General features: G+C 41.2%; 12 protein-coding genes. 8 read left to right on the top strand and 4 right to left on the bottom strand.

The annotated features are described in order from the left end of the window. Nucleotides 1-121: 121 nt before the first annotated feature. From ACQ4KW_RS20240 to ACQ4KW_RS20225, 4 genes are all read right to left on the bottom strand, one after another. Nucleotides 122-1432, bottom strand: coding sequence for an ABC transporter permease subunit (locus ACQ4KW_RS20240; RefSeq protein ID WP_430884245.1), 1311 nt, complete (start codon nucleotides 1430-1432; stop codon nucleotides 122-124). Then, nucleotides 1432-2472 carry an ABC transporter permease subunit gene (locus ACQ4KW_RS20235; RefSeq protein ID WP_430884244.1) on the bottom strand — a complete coding sequence of 347 codons (1041 nt, stop codon included), beginning with the start codon at nucleotides 2470-2472 and terminating at the stop codon, nucleotides 1432-1434. Before ACQ4KW_RS20235 ends, ACQ4KW_RS20240 begins: the two co-directional genes overlap by 1 nt. After that, a complete protein-coding gene (locus tag ACQ4KW_RS20230; RefSeq protein WP_430884243.1) occupies nucleotides 2469-4079 on the bottom strand; it encodes a sugar ABC transporter ATP-binding protein in 1611 nt (536 codons plus the stop codon). The genes ACQ4KW_RS20235 and ACQ4KW_RS20230 overlap by 4 nt, the downstream gene beginning before the upstream one ends. A gap of 273 nt (nucleotides 4080-4352) precedes the next feature. Continuing rightward, nucleotides 4353-5528 (bottom strand): DUF3798 domain-containing protein, encoded by a 1176-nt coding sequence (locus ACQ4KW_RS20225; RefSeq protein ID WP_430884242.1) that lies wholly within the window; start codon nucleotides 5526-5528, stop codon nucleotides 4353-4355. Nucleotides 5529-6816: 1288 nt separating this feature from the next. Between ACQ4KW_RS20225 and ACQ4KW_RS20220 the strand changes: the two genes are divergently transcribed. The 8 genes from ACQ4KW_RS20220 to hisC all read left to right on the top strand — a co-directional run bounded on the left by ACQ4KW_RS20220 (nucleotide 6817) and on the right by hisC (nucleotide 17875). Then, the gene (locus ACQ4KW_RS20220; RefSeq protein ID WP_430884241.1) at nucleotides 6817-7959 is read left to right on the top strand and encodes a PucR family transcriptional regulator; all 1143 of its coding nucleotides are present in this window, start codon (nucleotides 6817-6819) and stop codon (nucleotides 7957-7959) included. Between the two features lie 44 nt (nucleotides 7960-8003). Further along, nucleotides 8004-9281 carry an ATP-binding protein gene (locus ACQ4KW_RS20215; protein WP_430884240.1) on the top strand — a complete coding sequence of 426 codons (1278 nt, stop codon included), beginning with the start codon at nucleotides 8004-8006 and terminating at the stop codon, nucleotides 9279-9281. After that, the gene (locus tag ACQ4KW_RS20210) at nucleotides 9266-10126 is read left to right on the top strand and encodes a DNA-binding domain-containing protein (protein WP_430884239.1); all 861 of its coding nucleotides are present in this window, start codon (nucleotides 9266-9268) and stop codon (nucleotides 10124-10126) included. Before ACQ4KW_RS20215 ends, ACQ4KW_RS20210 begins: the two co-directional genes overlap by 16 nt. A gap of 165 nt (nucleotides 10127-10291) precedes the next feature. Further along, complete coding sequence (locus ACQ4KW_RS20205; protein WP_430884238.1) at nucleotides 10292-11935, top strand: Na+/H+ antiporter NhaC family protein; 1644 nt, start codon at nucleotides 10292-10294, stop codon at nucleotides 11933-11935. 218 nt (nucleotides 11936-12153) lie between these two features. Continuing rightward, a complete protein-coding gene (locus ACQ4KW_RS20200; RefSeq protein ID WP_430884237.1) occupies nucleotides 12154-13689 on the top strand; it encodes an HD domain-containing phosphohydrolase in 1536 nt (511 codons plus the stop codon). A gap of 1 nt (nucleotide 13690) precedes the next feature. Then, nucleotides 13691-14515 carry an MBL fold metallo-hydrolase gene (locus tag ACQ4KW_RS20195; RefSeq protein ID WP_430884236.1) on the top strand — a complete coding sequence of 275 codons (825 nt, stop codon included), beginning with the start codon at nucleotides 13691-13693 and terminating at the stop codon, nucleotides 14513-14515. A gap of 8 nt (nucleotides 14516-14523) precedes the next feature. Continuing rightward, a complete protein-coding gene (locus ACQ4KW_RS20190; RefSeq protein ID WP_430884235.1) occupies nucleotides 14524-16572 on the top strand; it encodes an adenylate/guanylate cyclase domain-containing protein in 2049 nt (682 codons plus the stop codon). A 199-nt stretch (nucleotides 16573-16771) separates the two neighbouring features. Further along, nucleotides 16772-17875: a histidinol-phosphate transaminase gene (hisC, locus tag ACQ4KW_RS20185; protein WP_430884234.1), complete on the top strand. Its 1104-nt coding sequence runs from the start codon at nucleotides 16772-16774 to the stop codon at nucleotides 17873-17875. Nucleotides 17876-17886 lie beyond the last annotated feature (11 nt).

Genomic DNA, 17886 nt, shown 5'->3' with positions numbered 1-17886 from the left:
AAACGAGTAGGGATCAAAAAACAAAACGGAACGACTCTTTTGAGTCGTTCCGTTTTTTTACGTATAAACCTATAACGTTGGAGAAGGAGGTTATACAGTTGAAACCTTGATGTGTTGGAATCTATCCTTTTTTAGCCTCATGCATTTTACGAACCGCATGGAGTCCTAAAGAAACACCGATAACGCCATAAGCTACAAATGCACGGAAGAATTCACCAATCTGTGCATCGCCGAACATGTTTTGACCGGCTTTAGGAGAAACGATAAAGAGTGTATGGAATAGGATAACCCCTAGTATTGCCTGACCAACAGTGGCTCTTGATACAGATGCACCACCGATGAGAAGGGCTGCAACGGAGAACATACCAATTTGAACGTGGCTGCCATAGGTGTTGAGAACACTCATGTTTTGTAGGAATATAATCTGCCCCCATGCAGCAAGCACCATAGAAATGGTGATGGCAATAATACGGACTTTATCAACGTGAATGCCGGCAACTTGAGCAATGTGCTGATCTTGCCCAACCGTTCTAAAATCTTGGCCAAGCTTGGTCCGTACAATGACAATGTTGAATATACACAGTCCAATGATAACAAGTGCTGTTATGACTGGAAGCTGAAGATTTTTCATCATGGCCACTTGCATCGGTAGGTTCTTTGCAAACATAACCCATGAAGCAACCCCGACACCAAGAAGGCAAAGAATGAGGTTGGCCGCATTCTTACGTTTTTGCATAGCCAGTTGTTTCATTTCTCGACTCAAATAGATTTTTTTGATGAAATAGAGAGCGCCTAAAGCGCATCCAGCCATTAAAACGTAGAAGAAAGGCCATTTCACAAGTCCATCTAAGGCATATTTAATGCCTGCATCTCCAGATAAATCGACAGTGTTTCGAATACCAACACCGCCAGACATCATCATTTTAGGGTCAGAGAAAGGAATAATCGTACCGAGTGCGAAGAGGAATATGAACTGATAGATACCATTGGCGAAGAAGCCAGTGATCATGGAAGCGATCATTTCCTGTCCACGAGTTTTGTTCAGTAGACGACCTGTCAAGATACCAAAGACGATACCAAATGGTGCCGCTATAGCAACAGCCAGAAGGAAACCAGGGAAACCACCTATACCCCAGTGTGAAACAAGGACAATAGCCATTTGTCCGGCCATAGCACCAATTGTAATACTAAAGTTAAGTCCCATCCCTGCAAGAACAGGTATTAGGAGTGAAAGAACAAGGAAAGAGTTACGTGTTATACGTGTTAAGAGTTCGTTGAGTAGGAAAAATGGCGGTAAGCCAGAAAGCCAAGCCCCAACAACACCGAGTATAACGAACAGAATCGTAACACTGTAGTTGATCATAAAGTTCTTTATTTTTCTTGAAAAAGGAATCTCTTCTACAGCTGGAGAAACATTTGTGATTTCTGACATTATGATTCACCTCCAACTTTTGTGAGTGCGTATAAGATGATACCATTTTGTACGATCATACGGAGAACCTCTGAAAGGTTACCAACCTTGATCGCTTCATTGGCTACAGGGAGTGCGATTGTGAGCAGACCCTGGAATAAGAAGGTACCAATAATAACGTGAGAAATTTTTGCTTTTCTAGCAGAGGCACCGCCAATAAGTACGGCAGCAACCGCTGGGAAGGCCATCATGAGTGGCGCTTGGTAAAGCTGAACAAAACCGTAACTTTGAGCGTAAACTATAATACCTATAGAAGCTAAAGTTGTCGATAGGACTGAACCAACAATACGGTAGAAGTCAACATCAATACCAGAAGCAAGAGCAAATGTCGGGTTGTCTCCTGTCGCCTTCATGGCAATGCCCATCTTTGATCGGTTAAAGACAAAGACCAGTGCGCACATTGCAAAGAAGAAGAGAAGTAGACCTGTAGGAATACTGAGTTTTCCAATATTGATTTGCATAAAGTTATTTAGAATGTTTCCAAATGTCGAGTCTAGGGCGATTGTAACACGAAGACCACGACCGATTGGCCAAACCATTTCGGGACTTTTTAGTGGAATCAGAATCCATACAATACTCATAAAGGAGACGATTGAGAATCCTGTATATGTGGCAACAAGCATCTCAGAACCTTTGATTTTATTAAGCATTATACCGTATGCAATGCCCACGCCGATGGCAAAAGGCATTGAAATAATGATTGCGCCCCAAAAGCCTGCAAGGCCGACTAGACCAAGCTCAATGGCAAGAACACTGCCTAGAATGCCACAAATAATGCCTAGTGGCAGGCCGAAGTTAGGACCAAGCCCTGACTGTATTGATGGAATCATAGCGAGTACAAGGATACCATTCATACCAAAACGTCTGAGTGTATCAGAAGATAAGGAGGCAAATGGAAGTCCTAAAGATACTGATGAAATACAAAGAAATACGAAAAATAAGGAAATGATTAAACGCGGGATCCCTACTTTCCTCGTGAAGTCTCTGATTGCTTCATTCATGAGATCGCCTCCTTGCTTTTCATAACTTTGTGATATTCACCAGACATCATAAGACCGAAATCTCTATCAGGTGCATCCGGTGTAAGAACGCCCTCAATTCTACCTTCAGTAACAATGGCAATACGGTCACAAACTGCACGCAGTTCAGCCAGTTCACTCGATGTGATAATAACCGTCATTCCCATTTCCTTGTTGAGTTTTACCAGAAGATCAAGAACCAGTTTTTTAGCGCCAATATCAATGCCGCGTGTAGGCTCTGAAACAAAGAGAACATCTGGTTGGAGTGTTAGAGCTCTAGCAACACAGACCTTTTGCTGATTACCACCAGAAAGGCGACGTGTGGGCTGTGCAGGTCCAGTACATCGAATGTCTAGATCTTTTATCATTTGAAGCGCGTGGTCACGAATCTGACCATAGTTGGCCTGGGTGAATGGTCCATAACGCTTTAAATATTCTCCCTTAACTTGCATGGTTGTGACAACGATATTATCCTCAATAGAGGAATCAAGAAGAAGTCCAACCCCTCGACGATCTTCAGAAACAAAAGCCAATCCTTGTTCAAGGGCGTTTCGTGTATCATTTAGTTTAAGGGCTTGTCCATTCAATTTAATGTCACCACTGGATGGGTACATACCGCATATACCATTTGCAATACCGAGTTTGCCTTGACCGGCTAGACCGCCTATTCCAAGAACTTCACCCCTATGTATTTCTAAATTAATGCCTTTAACTTCTTCGCCAGGCATGGCAACATGCAGATCTTTTATGGAGAGCGTGACATCATTTTTAATAGAATCAGCATTGGATTCAACCTTCTTTGTCACTTCGACCTTTCGACCAACCATGAGCTCTGCAAGTTCTAAAACATCAGTGTCTTCAACAGCTCTTGTTGCAACAAGTTCGCCGTCTCTAAGAATGGTAATGTTGTTGGCTGCCTGCATAACTTCATCAAGGCGGTGCGTGATAAATAGTATTGAAATACCTGATGAAGCCAGTTTTTTCATAGCGGCGATTAAGTTGTCTGCTTCAGATTCAGTGAGAACCGCTGTTGGCTCATCAAATACGAGGAGTTTAATGCCGAGTTTATCAATTTCACGGGCGATTTCAATAAATTGCATATGTCCGACAGGGAGACCCTGTACTTTCACCCATTCATCTATGTTCATGCCCAGTCTATCTAGGGCTTTTCTTGCATCCTGATCCATGGTCTTGCGGTCCAGAGTTTCTAGATTTTTATTTCTAAAAACTGTGCTCACAAGATTAGGTTTTGTTATTTCACGGTTTAACTTAATGTTCTCTGTGAGTGTAAATCCGGGAACGAGCATGAACTCTTGGTGAACCATGCCGATACCTTCTTCCATAGCCGCCTTAGGTGATTTTACTTTGACAGGCTCTCCATTAATCAGGACTTGACCTTCAAAGCCACCTGTATTATGGATGACGGGCATGCCGAAAAGTATATTCATAAGCGTTGATTTCCCAGCGCCATTTTCACCTAGAAGTGCATGGATTTCACCTGGTTTAACCTGTAGGTTGACACCCTTAAGAACGCGGTTCCCGTAGTATTCCTTAACGATGTCTTTCATTTGCAGAGTATATTCTGCCATCGGGAAGCACCACCTTTTCAATTCTTTCTCCACACATGATTTAGCATCTCAATGTCCATCTAAAATAGTATTTATGATTTTCGTAAAAGTGCTTTGTCACTTACTAAGGGTTATTCTTCGATTTCCATATTGATGATAAAAATACTCGATACTTACAATTTTTGTTGAGGACTTATTCAAAATGTAAGGCTGCCCATTTGGGCAACCTCACATGAGTTTTGCTTTTACATAGCTCATTCGGCAGTTGCCGGTATTAAGCTGTATGTATGACTCTTAGAAGTCTAGGAAGTCCATCATAGCCATCATGTAGTTGCTATAATGTACGCCATTTTCGTCAAGTTCGTTAAGTGTTACATTAACACCAGCGTACTCGTTGAACATAGCATTAAGAGCTTCTTTGTCTACCTTTTCAGAAATGTTTCCGCTTGCCCATTCCCATGCATAATCTGCTGAACCTTCAACAAACATCATAGCAACAGGAACTGGCCATGTAGAGAATCTGCCAGTACCGCCACGTTCTGCAACTTCTGCAGTGATCTGATCGATAGCGAACTGAACATCACCTTTTTTGTCTTCTGGAATCTCGATACCAAGAGCTGATGGGAAGCCATGATATGGAGAAGGACAACAAGGTTGAGGATAGATTGCGCCTTCGTCAAGTGCTGCTGAAATTAGAGGCACCTGCATAGAACAGTTTGTAGAGAAGAATGCAGTGTTCTTGCCGTACTTTTCAACCATTCTTGGAACATCTTCAAGGATAAACTGTTGAGCACCAGATACACCAGCATCCCCAGTTGGGTCTGGAGCTGTTGCGTCTACGAATTGTAGGCCAATTTCATCACAAGTTTCTTTTAACAGGTCACGACGAGCTGATAGAAGTGCATAAGACATGTGACGTGGGAAAGAGTAGTGAACAAACACTTCTGCCCCTTGCTTTTTAGCTTGCTCAGGAATTGTACGACCCATTGTAAGTTCGTCCATTGCAAGAACGATGTCAGCCTTGTCGGCGATCATTTTTGGATCTTCCCCAGGAACGCCAGCGATGATAAGTAGGTCATCACGGAATTCTTTAACTTTTTCGATAGCTGCTGAAGTACCAGGAACAGCTTGAACGATGATAAGCGCTTTAACTTCTGGATCAGAAGCCATAGAAACTAGGTTTGCAATAGTTGTTTCCTGCTCATCCATGAACTTATCTGGATATGTCATGATAAGAACATTTTCTTCACCGTATTTCTGCTGAACGGATTCAGCTGCACGGTATTCCTCTTCGTTCTGAGAAACAGTACCCGTCATAATACCAATTTTGAAGTTTGGCGCTTCAGCCGTTTCTTCACTTGTTGCTTCTGATCCAGTTTCAGCTGGCTCTTCAGCTGGTGCAGGCTGAGAACATCCTGCCATACCGATTACCATTACCAGAATCATAAGCATTGCCAATAATTTTTTCATATTTTTCCCCCTCCAAAGGATTATTTATAACAACGCACAACTGCGTTATTACTTGTATAAACTTTGCTAAAGCAGATCATTTCCAATCATTCCTAATCATCCTTATAGATAAGCGACTTGCTAAATATCATTTAATCCCCCTTGCTATACCATAAATAGATATTTAAAAATGAAAAATTCTATAGTAGGTATTTTGAGGGCGTAGATTTATAATATGCAAGCGCCAAATATAAGAAACTGCTTGTGTTTCAAGAATTGTATTTCAAGAAGTAACTTATATTGTAAAAGTCGAATGATTGTGACTTATAATTCAATAAAAGAATAATTATGGAATCATAAGATGCAAAGTCACCAACATTTCTTCCAGAGTCCCCCTCCTAAATAGTGATATGTGGACGCATTGTAAAATGATGCGATCCAAATGATGAAATGTTATAGGTTATGCAAATGATACATAATTCAGACAATTCGGTCAAGCGAGGCGAATGAATATAAATACACAAAATGTACTAAATACTCAAAAATCAAAAAAAGAGACATCTATTCAAAAAATACTCAAAAGTCAATGAAATAGCGTATTTTAGAGTTTCAACCTAACGGTTGTTAGGGTGGTCGAATACACAATGATTGCATATTTGGTGGTTTATAAAGGTTTTAAAGCAAATATTTTACATTGAAAAGACTGTGATTTGATGACAGGAATTATGCATAATTGTTCGTAAAAAGTGGTCTTATTGAGATGGAAAAGATGGGAAAGTTCATGAAATCTTGAATTACAAAGAACAAATATTACGGAAAGTATGTATTTTTATTTAAATATTAAATTAATGTAACAATTCGTACGAAATGATTGTTTTATATATACCAAAACGCTGTTATTACAGTAATTATAGATATATTGTAGAGTAGAAATACACTTGTAAACATACATGAAAAGTGTATGCTATTTTGCTTAAAAACAGTAAAAATTATGCGGTGAAGCACATCTGTGTTTCGATTGCTTAAATTAATAGATGAAAATATTTCATTGATGTCATAATTAAAAAAGCAAGAACTTGAACATTTTTATTAAAATCATGGATCGGTCGCATGCAAAATGACTGCGTCACATCCTCACCATGGAAAATATAGAGTTCTTTATTCTCATATATCTATATATGATATGTCGAGGATTCTCAACTGTTATTTTGCATGTCGCTCAGATATATACTGAGTTTTTGTTAAGGCCTTTCATCTGGAATTAATATCCTTATTCGACTATAATGAGGATAACGATGGAGGGGATAATATGGCGATTCAGCTTAAGGAAATACTCAAGCTTGATATACTCAAAACATTTAAGTCAGCAACAGGGGACGTCGGGCTAGATAGAGAAATTAGCAAGGTGGGCATACTCGATCATGAACTTGGCCACGTTATAAGCGACAATTTTAATCCGGGTGAGCTGGTTCTTACGAATCTTATGTATATTAAAGATGATCTTTCGCAGCTTGAGGATATTGTGTACAGGCTGATTCAAGCAGAAGTCGGTGCTCTTGCAATCAAAACACTATATTTAAAAAGCCTGCCTGAGGCGGTTAGAGAAATAGCCCAGACAAACGCTTTTCCCATATTCTTTTACGATGAGGTCTACTATGAAGATGTCATTACAGAGCTTGCGGCTTATATGAAAAAAACAGATGAACTTCATAATCAACTCAAGCATGTCTATGCCCTTAAGGAAGATAAGCTGGAAAGGGATGATGTAAGAAAGCTCGCTTACAAAATCAATCAGAATTTTCGGGACTATGTGATTGTCCTGATTATGAAAATATATGAACAAGATACCAGCAGGCACTTATCCATGTATTTATGCAACCAAATTCTAGGGAAATTCCATAAGTGCTTAATGGATGAATCTCATGTGTATATTGTTTTAAGCTTTGATGAAGCCATACGGGATAGGAGCATTATAGGCAATCTTCTTGAGGCCACAGGGCTGGATAAGCTCAAGACCTATGCTGGACAAAGTTGTGTCAGGTTTCTTTCGGACCTTGATAAAGCGGTTCAAGAAGCCCACCATGCCAGCCAATATGCCGTCCTGTATGACAAGAAGGATCTTCAAACCTTTGAAACAATAGGGATGTATCAAATGCTGATGCCCCTTGAAAAAAACGTGTGGGTACAGGCCTATTACGATAAAGTTATTGATCCCATCCTTGCCTATGATGAAAAAAACGGGTCCGATCTGCTATTGACAGCGCAAATTTATGTGGAGAATGGTTGTGATGTCAAAAAAACAGCCCAGGCTCTTTACCAACATGGAAACACCATAAGATACAGGCTTGACCGTATCAAGACACTTCTAGAGGGCATAGTGGAAAAACACCTGATCGATCAAGAACTGGCCTTGGTGATTAGGCTACATAAAGTCTATACGCAGGCACATTAAAATGCTTGGATCATGTCACTGCATAAGATAATGAGGGGGCATTTATGAATCGAATGGTCAAAATGCTATTGGTCGCCCTGGCTATATCCATTGGAGCGCAGTTTTCACTGAATCTTTTTATTGAAGGATTCATCATCACCTTATCAATTATTATTCTGCCTGTGCTCCTCTATAAAAATAAAGACTTAAATCCTATATGGATTGGATGCTTAACTGCACTTGTGAGCCCTTTTATTAGAGGGCTGATTATGACCCTGCAAAGTGGAGATTTAAAATTTGTATTTCATCTGGTCTATCCCGATGTGGTTTTTTACATGACCTATGGTCTTGTTTTTTATGTGGCTTACTGGCGGAGAAAAGAGGAAAACATAACACGTTTTCTTATAACGGTTTTTGCCAGTGATCTAATATCAAACCTCATGGAAATGGCGGTTAGGACGCGGATTAAAGGCATGGATGGCACCATTATTAGGGGCCTGGTTTTTGTAGCCTTTGCAAGGCTTCTTGTTGTATTCGGGATACTTGTCTATTTGAAATGGTATAAATCATTTTTGGTTCGTGAGGAGCACGAAATTAGATACAGAAAGTTAATGATGCTCACGTCGCTTTTTAAGTCTGAAGTCTATTTTATGCAAAAGAATATGATTTTTATTGAGAGAATCATGAAGAAGTCCTATGAAACGTATAAGTTGGCTGAAAGTGAAAATGTTTCAAAGGCTCTCAAAAGAGATATTTTAGATATTACAAAAGATGTTCATGAAATTAAGAAGGACTACGTGAGGGTTATTCAAGGACTGGATCAGGGTTTTGATCAAAAGTTATCACCATCAAAAATTGAAATGAAAGATTTAGTGAATATTTTAGAAGAAAGCACACAAGAGTATATAAAAAACTCTGCCTTGGATGTCAGGTTGAAAAGTAAGGTGGATTCAAGGGTTGGTGTTAAGAAGCACTACTATTTAATGTCTGTTTTAAGAAACTTGGTGAACAACGCCATTGAAGCCTGCCAGGGCATAGAAAATGCCCTTGTTGAAATAAAAATACAAGATGTGCCACCCTTTGTCCATATTCATGTTGGTGACAACGGTATGGGTATGGATACAGATACCTTGTCTTATATTTTCAACCCTGGATTTTCAACAAAATTTGATGATGCCACAGGAGATATTTGCAGAGGGATTGGTCTTTCTATGGTTAAGTCGCTGGTTCGAGATAACTTTCGGGGATCGGTGGATGTTCAAAGTGAACCGGGTAAAGGAACACTTTTCACACTGGCCATTCCAATTCAAGCACTGGAGGGGGAAACATGCGATTCTATTTAATTGATGATGATCCAAACATATTGAAAATACTTGAGGGGATTATTCACAAGGAGGGTGTTGGTGTGGTTCTTGGTTGTCAGACCTGTCCGCAGAAGGCCCTTAAAGACATAGAGTCTTTTAAACCAGATATTATTCTTGTTGACTATCTGATGCCAGGCATGGATGGGGCTGCTCTCGTAAGACAGGCTCGACAAGTGCATCCCAAAGTGGTATGTGTTATTATTTCTCAAGTTTCAGATAAGGACATGATTGGAGAATCTTATGAGGCGGGGATTGAGTTTTTCATACAAAAGCCCATCAATATAATAGAAGTTAGACGGGTGCTTGGGTCCATTATTGAAAAGATGGAGATGAAAAACGCCCTTTCTCAAATCGGTGGCCTGCTCAGCCAAACGGGGTCAGTTTTAGGGCCTGCTCAGTCCTCACAATCTGAACTAAGAGAGAAAAGACAAGAGAACATGAAAAAAGTCCTTAGTAAAATGGGCATACTGGGTGAAAAAGGGGCCCATGATATTCTGTGCAGTGCTCATGCTCTTGTTGAAAAAGGAATAGAACAAGGCGTTTCTGACCACCTTAATGAGATTTGTCATGCCCTAGGTCAGAAACCTAAGATAATGCGTCAAAGGATGCGTCGTACCCTGCAACATGGTCTGAGAAACATAGCGACAATGGGTGTGGAAGATTATTTAAACGATGTATTTGTAAGCTATTCGGGGTCTTTTTTTGACTTTGAAGAGGTCAAGGTGGAGATGGACCATATACGAGGAATTCATTCAAACACAGGACGTGTGAGTGTGAATAAGTTTTTAGAAGCCCTGATTGTTGAAAGTCAGTCCATGTTGTAGCTTTGGAAATGGAGAACTCTATAATGATTCAATAGAAAACACGGAAGAAAAAACATGGCGAAGATGGAATATTCAAAATATTCAAAATAAATATGAGGTTTTGTGAAGCGTGATGAAGCCAGATGATGCCCCTCTTCATAATGAATGTATGAAGGGGGAATTTTTATGATAGAACATTTTGGTATTTGGTCGTTACTGCCACCTCTTGTGGCAATTGTACTGGCATTTAGGACAAAACAGGTCATACCGTCCTTATTTGCCGCAATTATCGTTGGAGCGACAATTATTGCAGGGGGCAATGTGTTCACTGGATTTGCAAATGCTGTCCAGCATTATGTCGCAGGCTCACTGGCATCCGAATGGAACGCAGGAATTATTATTTTTGATATTGGACTAGGTGGCATGATCGGCATCGTCGCAAAATCTGGTGGGGCAAAGGCCATAGCCCAGTACTTGGGCAGTAAGGTCAGAAATGCCCAAAGTGCAATGGCAGCAACCTGGGCCATGGGTCTAGCCATATTCTTTGATGACTATTCTAACACACTACTTGTTGGCACAACCATGCGTCCTTTAATGGATGAGAAGAGAATATCAAGAGAAAAGCTGGCTTTCCTAACGGATGCCACAGCGGCACCGGTGGCTTCAATGGCCTTTGTATCCACTTGGATAGCCTATGAACTGGGTCTATTAAAAGATGCATTTGAAATGATAGGCGTCAATGCAAATGCATACAGTGTTTTTCTTCAGTCTATTCCATTTAGATTTTATAGCCTTTTGATGTTGGGGTTTGTCCTAATGATTGCCCTAACAGGTCGAGATTATGGTCCAATGCTTAAAGCTGAGCGTCGAGCGCGTAATGAAGGCAAACTGGTAGCCGATGGATCGACGCCACTGGCCTCAAAAGAACTTACGGAAATGGACATACCAGAAGGCACTCCATTAAGAGCCATGAATGCAATTATTCCTGTTCTCACCGTTATTGTAATGGTTATTGCAGGTCTTTATATTAATGGTCGTGCAGCTGTAATGGCCGGGTCGGATGAGGCGCTTATTCAAGCGGTGAAAGCAAGCCCGTTTGCAGGCGAGGTTCTAAGACAGGTTATAGGAAATGCAAATGCAGCCGTTGCCATGATGTGGGCATCCTATACAGGATCTATTGTGGCATTTGCCCTTGTACTGGGTCAAAAAATACTGACCTTCCGTGAAGCTATGGACGCCTGGGTGGATGGGGCCAAGTCTCTCATGATCGCCTTAATGGTTCTGGTTTTAGCTTGGGGGATTGGCGGAATTTGCAAAGATCTCGGAACAGCCCAGTATCTCGTGGGTATTCTAGACGGAAAAATTTCAGCCACAATCCTTCCTCTGGCTGTATTCATTTTAGGATGCTTCATAGCATTTGCAACAGGGACATCCTGGGGAACAACAGCCATCCTTATGCCTATAGCTGTTCCGCTGGTCTATCAGTTAAGCGGTGGTGACACAGGCATAATACTAAATGCAACAATTGGTGCAGTTTTTACAGGGGCAGTCTTTGGAGACCACTGTTCTCCAATATCAGACACCACAATTATGTCTTCCATGGCTTCTGCATCAGACCATATAGACCATGTTAAGACCCAAATCCCTTATGCGCTGACAGTTGCAGCCATTGCTGTTCTCGTTGGCTACTTGCCAGCAGCCCTTATTGGGATTAATCCACTGATTTCAATTGTGGTAGGACTTGCAGCCTGCTATGGTGTCATTCAAGTGGTCGGAGAAAAAGTTGAGGATAAAGTGGTTGTAGAAAAACAATCTACCAAAGCCTCCTAATGTGAGAGGTCTTATATGAAAAGATAGAGTTTGAGTCCGGTGTTGTCAAAGAGGCAGCACCGGATTTTTTTATATTTGAGATAGTGGTCTGAAAATGGGTAGTTTATAGATAATTAATGGCCTTTGTGGGCTTAAATTGACTAGGAAAAATTGTAACCACTGCGAAAAATGGGATTGGGAATGATAATATGACAAGCGGTTCAAAACAAAACGAAAGCATGCCAGAGGTTTATCTAGAAAAACTGGTGCAGCACCTAACGCAAATCGGAATTGAACTATCAGCTGAAAAAGATGTGGACAAACTTCTTGAGAAAATCCTCCTTGAATGTATGAGCATTACTGGGTGCGATGCAGGCAGCCTCTATTTTAAAGAGGACTGTGAAGGTGAGCCCTGCCTAAGATTTAGACACACACAAAACAAGTCGAAAAGTTTTCCCTTCAAGTCATTCACCCTTCCGATAAATACAAATTCCATTGCAGGGGCATGTGCCTACAATGGAAAAAGCTATAATTTGAAAAGCATGGATGAAAGCTATGAAAAAGTTGGGATTCATCACGATGGGTCCTTTGATAAGTCTATAAACTATAAAACGGTCAATATGATGGTCATCCCCATGAAGAATTACAACGGCGAAGTGATTGGTGTGCTCCAACTGATCAATAAGAAACGTGACCCCGCGACCCTCCTTGGGGAACCAGAGACAATACCAGATCATATTGTGCCTTTTCTTGATACAGAGGCTGAAATTATTGAAGGTCTTGCTGCCCAAGCAGCCATTTTGATTGAAAGAAGTCAACTCTTTGATGAAATTGAAGACTTGCTTGAATCTTTTACGGTTTCCCTTGTTACAGCACTTGACCAACGAGACCCGATCACTGCTGGTCACTCAAAACGTGTTACGGAATACGCCTTAAGTTTGGCGCATAAAGTGAGTGAAGCAAATTATGGTCGATATAAAGATGTGACCTTCTCACAAGAGGAGTTCAAAGAAATGTACTACGCAGGCTTGCTCCATGATGTCGGTAAAATTGGCGTTCGAGAGTTTGTCCTCATGAAGAGAAACAAACTTCTTGATTCAGAGATGGATGCCCTTTTCTATAAATACCAGTGGATTAAAAATCATTTGATTCTAAAGGCAAAAGAGTTTTCTCTGAGTGAAACAGAAAGACGCATACTGGAAAACATAGATGCATATTGGCACTTCATTAGCGATGTCAACCAAAAGGGGTTTTTACCTGATGATGAACTTGCCAAGTTACAGCATATGGCGACACTGTCCTTTGAAGCCAACAAGTTGAACAAAGAAGGGGAAGAGGTAAAAACGAAGGTTGTTTTGCTGAGTGATCATGAACTTGAATCACTGAGCATTCGAAAAGGCACACTCACAAAAGAAGAAAGGGCCATGATTGAATCCCACGCCCTCTTTACTTATGACATACTTTCAGGCATTAAATGGACAAGGGAACTGAAAAATGTCCCAATTATTTCAGCCTCCCACCATGAGAAAATAAATGGAGAAGGCTATCCAAAGGGTCTGACAGCTGAGGAAATGCCTGTGCAGGCAAAAATACTTGCCGTGGCGGATATTTTCGATGCATTAACAGCCAAGGATAGACCGTATAAGCCTGCAATTCCAATACCTAGGACTCTTGAAATTATTACCGAAGAAGCGGATCGATTCCACTTGGACGCAGATCTTGTTGAAATATTCATAAAAGAGAAGGCATATGAATTAGAAGAGGAGGAGAAGTAGGATGGCCAATATGAATGTGACGTTTTGGGGCGTTGTCGGATCTTGTCCGGGGGCCAATCGGAGCATTGCTGATTACGGCATTGCAACACCCTGTGTTGAAGTTAGGTTAGACGACCTATTAATCATACTGGACTGTGGAACAGGCGTTGTGCCTCTTGGTCAAAAGCTTCATGCAGAAAGACCACTTGACATGCATATGTTTATTTCCCACACACACTGGGATCATATTTTGGGGATGCCCTTCTTTTCCCAGGCCTATTTACCGGAGAATAAACTCACAATTTACGGCTTAAAGCGTGAGGATATATCCCTTGAGAAAGTTTTCAAAGGCCTCATGGCCTATCCGTATTTTCCTGTGCCTTGGGAAACGCTTCAAGCTGATATAAACTTTAAAGAATTAGAACCAAAGGAGGTTGTGGAACTGGATTATGGATGTAAGGTGGTCTCATTTCCGACCGTTCATCCTGGTGGAAACTTGGCCTATGCCATTCATGGTGATGGCAAGAAAGTTGTATACTTAACCGATCTTGACCACGGTGCCATGGATATTGGGGAGATCATAGACTTTATAAAGTACGCCGATATTTTAATTTATGATGCTAATTTCAATCAAGATGAGTATGAAATGGACCAGTATGAGGGCTGGGGACACTCAACTTGGGAGTTTGGCTTAGCCATGGCAAAGGAAGCCTATGTGAAACATCTTGTCATCTTCCACCACGGTGTCCACAGAAAAAAAGAAGAACTTCGTGAACTGGAAACAATACTCTATCAGGAAACCATGCATGTGAGCGTTGCCCGCGAGGGTATGACGCTTCGTCTGTGAGGCCTATAATGAAAAAAATTTTAACGCTGATCCTTTGCATGGCTCTGATTTCCATGACCGCTTATGCAGACACTGTGGAAGAGCTTGAAAGTCAGCTTGATGAAAGCACTGGAAAAGAACGGATTGATGTTCTTATAAAAATGTCTGAAATGGAAACGGGCTATCATCCTGAAAAATCACTGGAGTTGGCAAATCAGGCCTTAAGTGAAGCACAAGCCCTCGATGATCCCTATGCCATTATTGACGCGAGAAATCAGCTGGGCTATGTCCATATTGTCTTAGAAGATTCAGAGTCGGCATCAGAAGCTTTCCAAAAGTCTTATGCTGAGGCTGTGCCTCTCGGTTATAACAAAGGCGCCGCATTCAGTCAAAATGGATACGGTCTGCTCTGGGCAAGTGTGGCTGACTATACCAAAGCCCTCGAGAACTTTGACAAGGCGGATGACCTTTTTAGCATGTCAGGATATTCCCTGGGAAATGCCTTTACAATGAACAACCGCGGGACAGTGTATGAAGCCCTTGGAAATTATAAACTGGCCCTAGAACAGTACTTGGAAGCCCTTAAAATATACGAAAAAGAGGACAAACAAGAAGAAATTGCTGTGACCTATAACAATATAGGGTCTGCCAATGCCCAAATGGGCAATGTGGAAAGTGCCCTTGAGTATTACAGTTTGTCTTTTGACATTAATGAGGCCCAAGGCAGGAAAGTGGCCATGGCCTATTCCTTAAATAACATAGGAACTTTATATGCTGATCTTGACTATCATGAAGAATCCCTTGCCATGTTTACAAGAACCTACGAACTGGCAAAGGAGGGGGGAGACTCAGGTCTGGGAGCAACAGCCCTCTTCAATATGGCAGGTGTCAACGAGAAGCAGGGCAATTTTGATGAAGCCTTTGAAAACTATGCCCTGGCCTTTCAAAACTATGACAATATTGGAGACCAAGAAGGGATTATATCAGTTTTTAACAACGTAGGCACCTTGTTCGCCCAGATGGGGGATTATGAGTCTGCCTTAAGAGAGCACAACAATGCCCTAGAAATGTCGCGGGATATTTCCTACAGGGACGGTCTCCAATCGGCCCTTCGCAACTTGAGCCAGGATTATCAGGCCCTTGGTAATTATGAAGAAGCCAACAGGTACTTAACACTTTATACAGAACTGCGTGAAATTCTAAGAAATGAAGAAGTTGCAAAGCGTTTTGCCGATGCTCAGACCATTTATGAAACAGAAAAGAAAGATGCACAGATTGAAGAGCAAAAGCAAGAGCTCACACTTCAGTCCCTTAGAATTCAACTTATGACGATTATTATAGGCATAATTGTGGCCTTTTTATTGGTGGTTGTTGTTCTGTCCATTAAAATATTTAAGGAGAGACAGAAGTCAGAAAAGCTCCTTCTCAATATTCTGCCCAAAAAAGTGGCAGACACCTTAAAAAAATACGGTAAGACAGAACCGGAAAGCTTTCCGGAAGTTACAATGTATTTTTCAGATATTGTGAGCTTTACAAAGACCTCCAACAGCCTTGATCCAAAGTTTCTCATTGAAGAGTTAAACGATATTTTTACAACCTTTGACAATATTATGGAAAGTCATGGCTGTGAACGAATCAAAACCATTGGAGACGCTTACATGGGCGTGTGTGGTCTTCCAGCACCGAATGAGAACCACGCTGAAAATATTGCCAGAGCAGCTGTTGACATTGTAAAGGCCCTACACGAAAGAAATGAAACTTCGGAGCAAACATGGAGAATCCGTGTGGGCATACACACGGGTCGGGTAACAGGTGGCGTTGTTGGCGTTAAAAAATACATTTATGATGTTTTTGGGGACACAGTCAACACAGCTTCCCGCATGGAATCAAACTCAGAGCCTATGCGCATCAATGTTTCAGATAGAACCTATGAAATACTGAGGGACAAGTTTGACTTTGAAAAACGCGAGCCGGTTGAAGTCAAAGGCAAGGGTGTCTTTCAAATGTACTTCCTTAACCCACCGCAAGATGATGCCACACCTGAAGAAAAGGATGAAAATTCTGAAGAAAGTGCATAATAAAGAAGGACTTTCGTGTGTGTATGTATAAGTATTAATACAATCCAGTGAGAGTTCATCCGGGGTTAATAATTGAATCTCGCGTTAAAGGGCGCGAGATTCATTGTGATGTTTAAACATAGATTGTTTGCAGGACATGCTGTATAGGTGTGGCGGGCAAGCAATCCCGATTAGAGGAAATGATACAGGAGGGCTTCATATGAGCAGTCTATTCCGCAAAGAACTTGCAAACTTAAAAAAGTATGTACCAGGCAAACCCATCGAAGAAGTGAAAAGAGAGTACGGTTTAACAGACATCGTAAAACTGGCATCGAATGAAAATCCACTCGGACCTTCACCGAAAGCCATTCAAGCGATCAAAGACGAAGCTGAAAATGTGTTTTTATATCCGGAGTCCACTTCACCAGCACTTAGAAATGCTATTTCTGACAAGTTTAATATTTCACCAGACCAAGTTCTAATGGGCAATGGTGGCGAGGAAATCCTCAAGTTTATTGCACAGACATTTATCAACGAAGGCGATGAAGCGGTTATGGGCAAACCTTCATTTGGACTTTATAATATTTCTGTTTCCCACATGGGCGGGGTGCCTGTAGAAGTTCCACTGACAGACCGTTTTGAGCATGATTTCGACGCAATGCTTGATGCCATTAATGAGAAAACAAAGCTGGTTTACATATGTAATCCCAACAACCCGACAGGCAATATTATGACAGCTGAAAAAGTTCATAAGTTTATCCAAAAGGTTCCAGCGGGTGTGGTTGTTGTTCTTGATGAAGCCTACTATGACTATGCGGTTAAGAATCCAGCTTATCCAGATGGTCTGCGTATTCTGGAAGATAGACCAAACACGGTTATTCTTAGAACCTTCTCAAAGGTTGCAGGCATTGCAGGTGTTAGAATTGGTTATGCCATTTCATCAGAAAAAATCATTGGGGAAATGTCCAAGGTTAAAGGGGTTTTCAATTCCAGTCGCCTAGCACAAGTTGCAGGTCTGGCAGCCCTCCAGGACACAAGCCATATTGAAGACACAGTGGAACTCAACTATGATTCTTTGAACCTGATGATTGAGTGTTTTGAAAGAAATAACCTAGACTATATTCCGTCAAATGCCAATTTCATCTTTATGAGAACAGATATTTCATCGCGGGTGGTTAATGAAGAACTGCTCAAACGTGGTGTAATAATTCGTCCAGGTTTCCTTTGGGGGCTGGAAGAATGGAACCGTATCAGTACGGGCACAAGAGAACAAACGCTTCGATTTATAGAAGCGTTAGAAGATGTTCTTAAAACGACTAAGTGATCAGTATTCAA

This window comes from Tianxiuia mixotrophica (assembly GCF_050596425.1).
GTDB lineage: Bacteria > Bacillota > Clostridia > Peptostreptococcales > Acidaminobacteraceae.
Note: the sequence above shows the minus strand (reverse complement) of the source record. Positions and strands in the feature narration are given on the sequence as shown.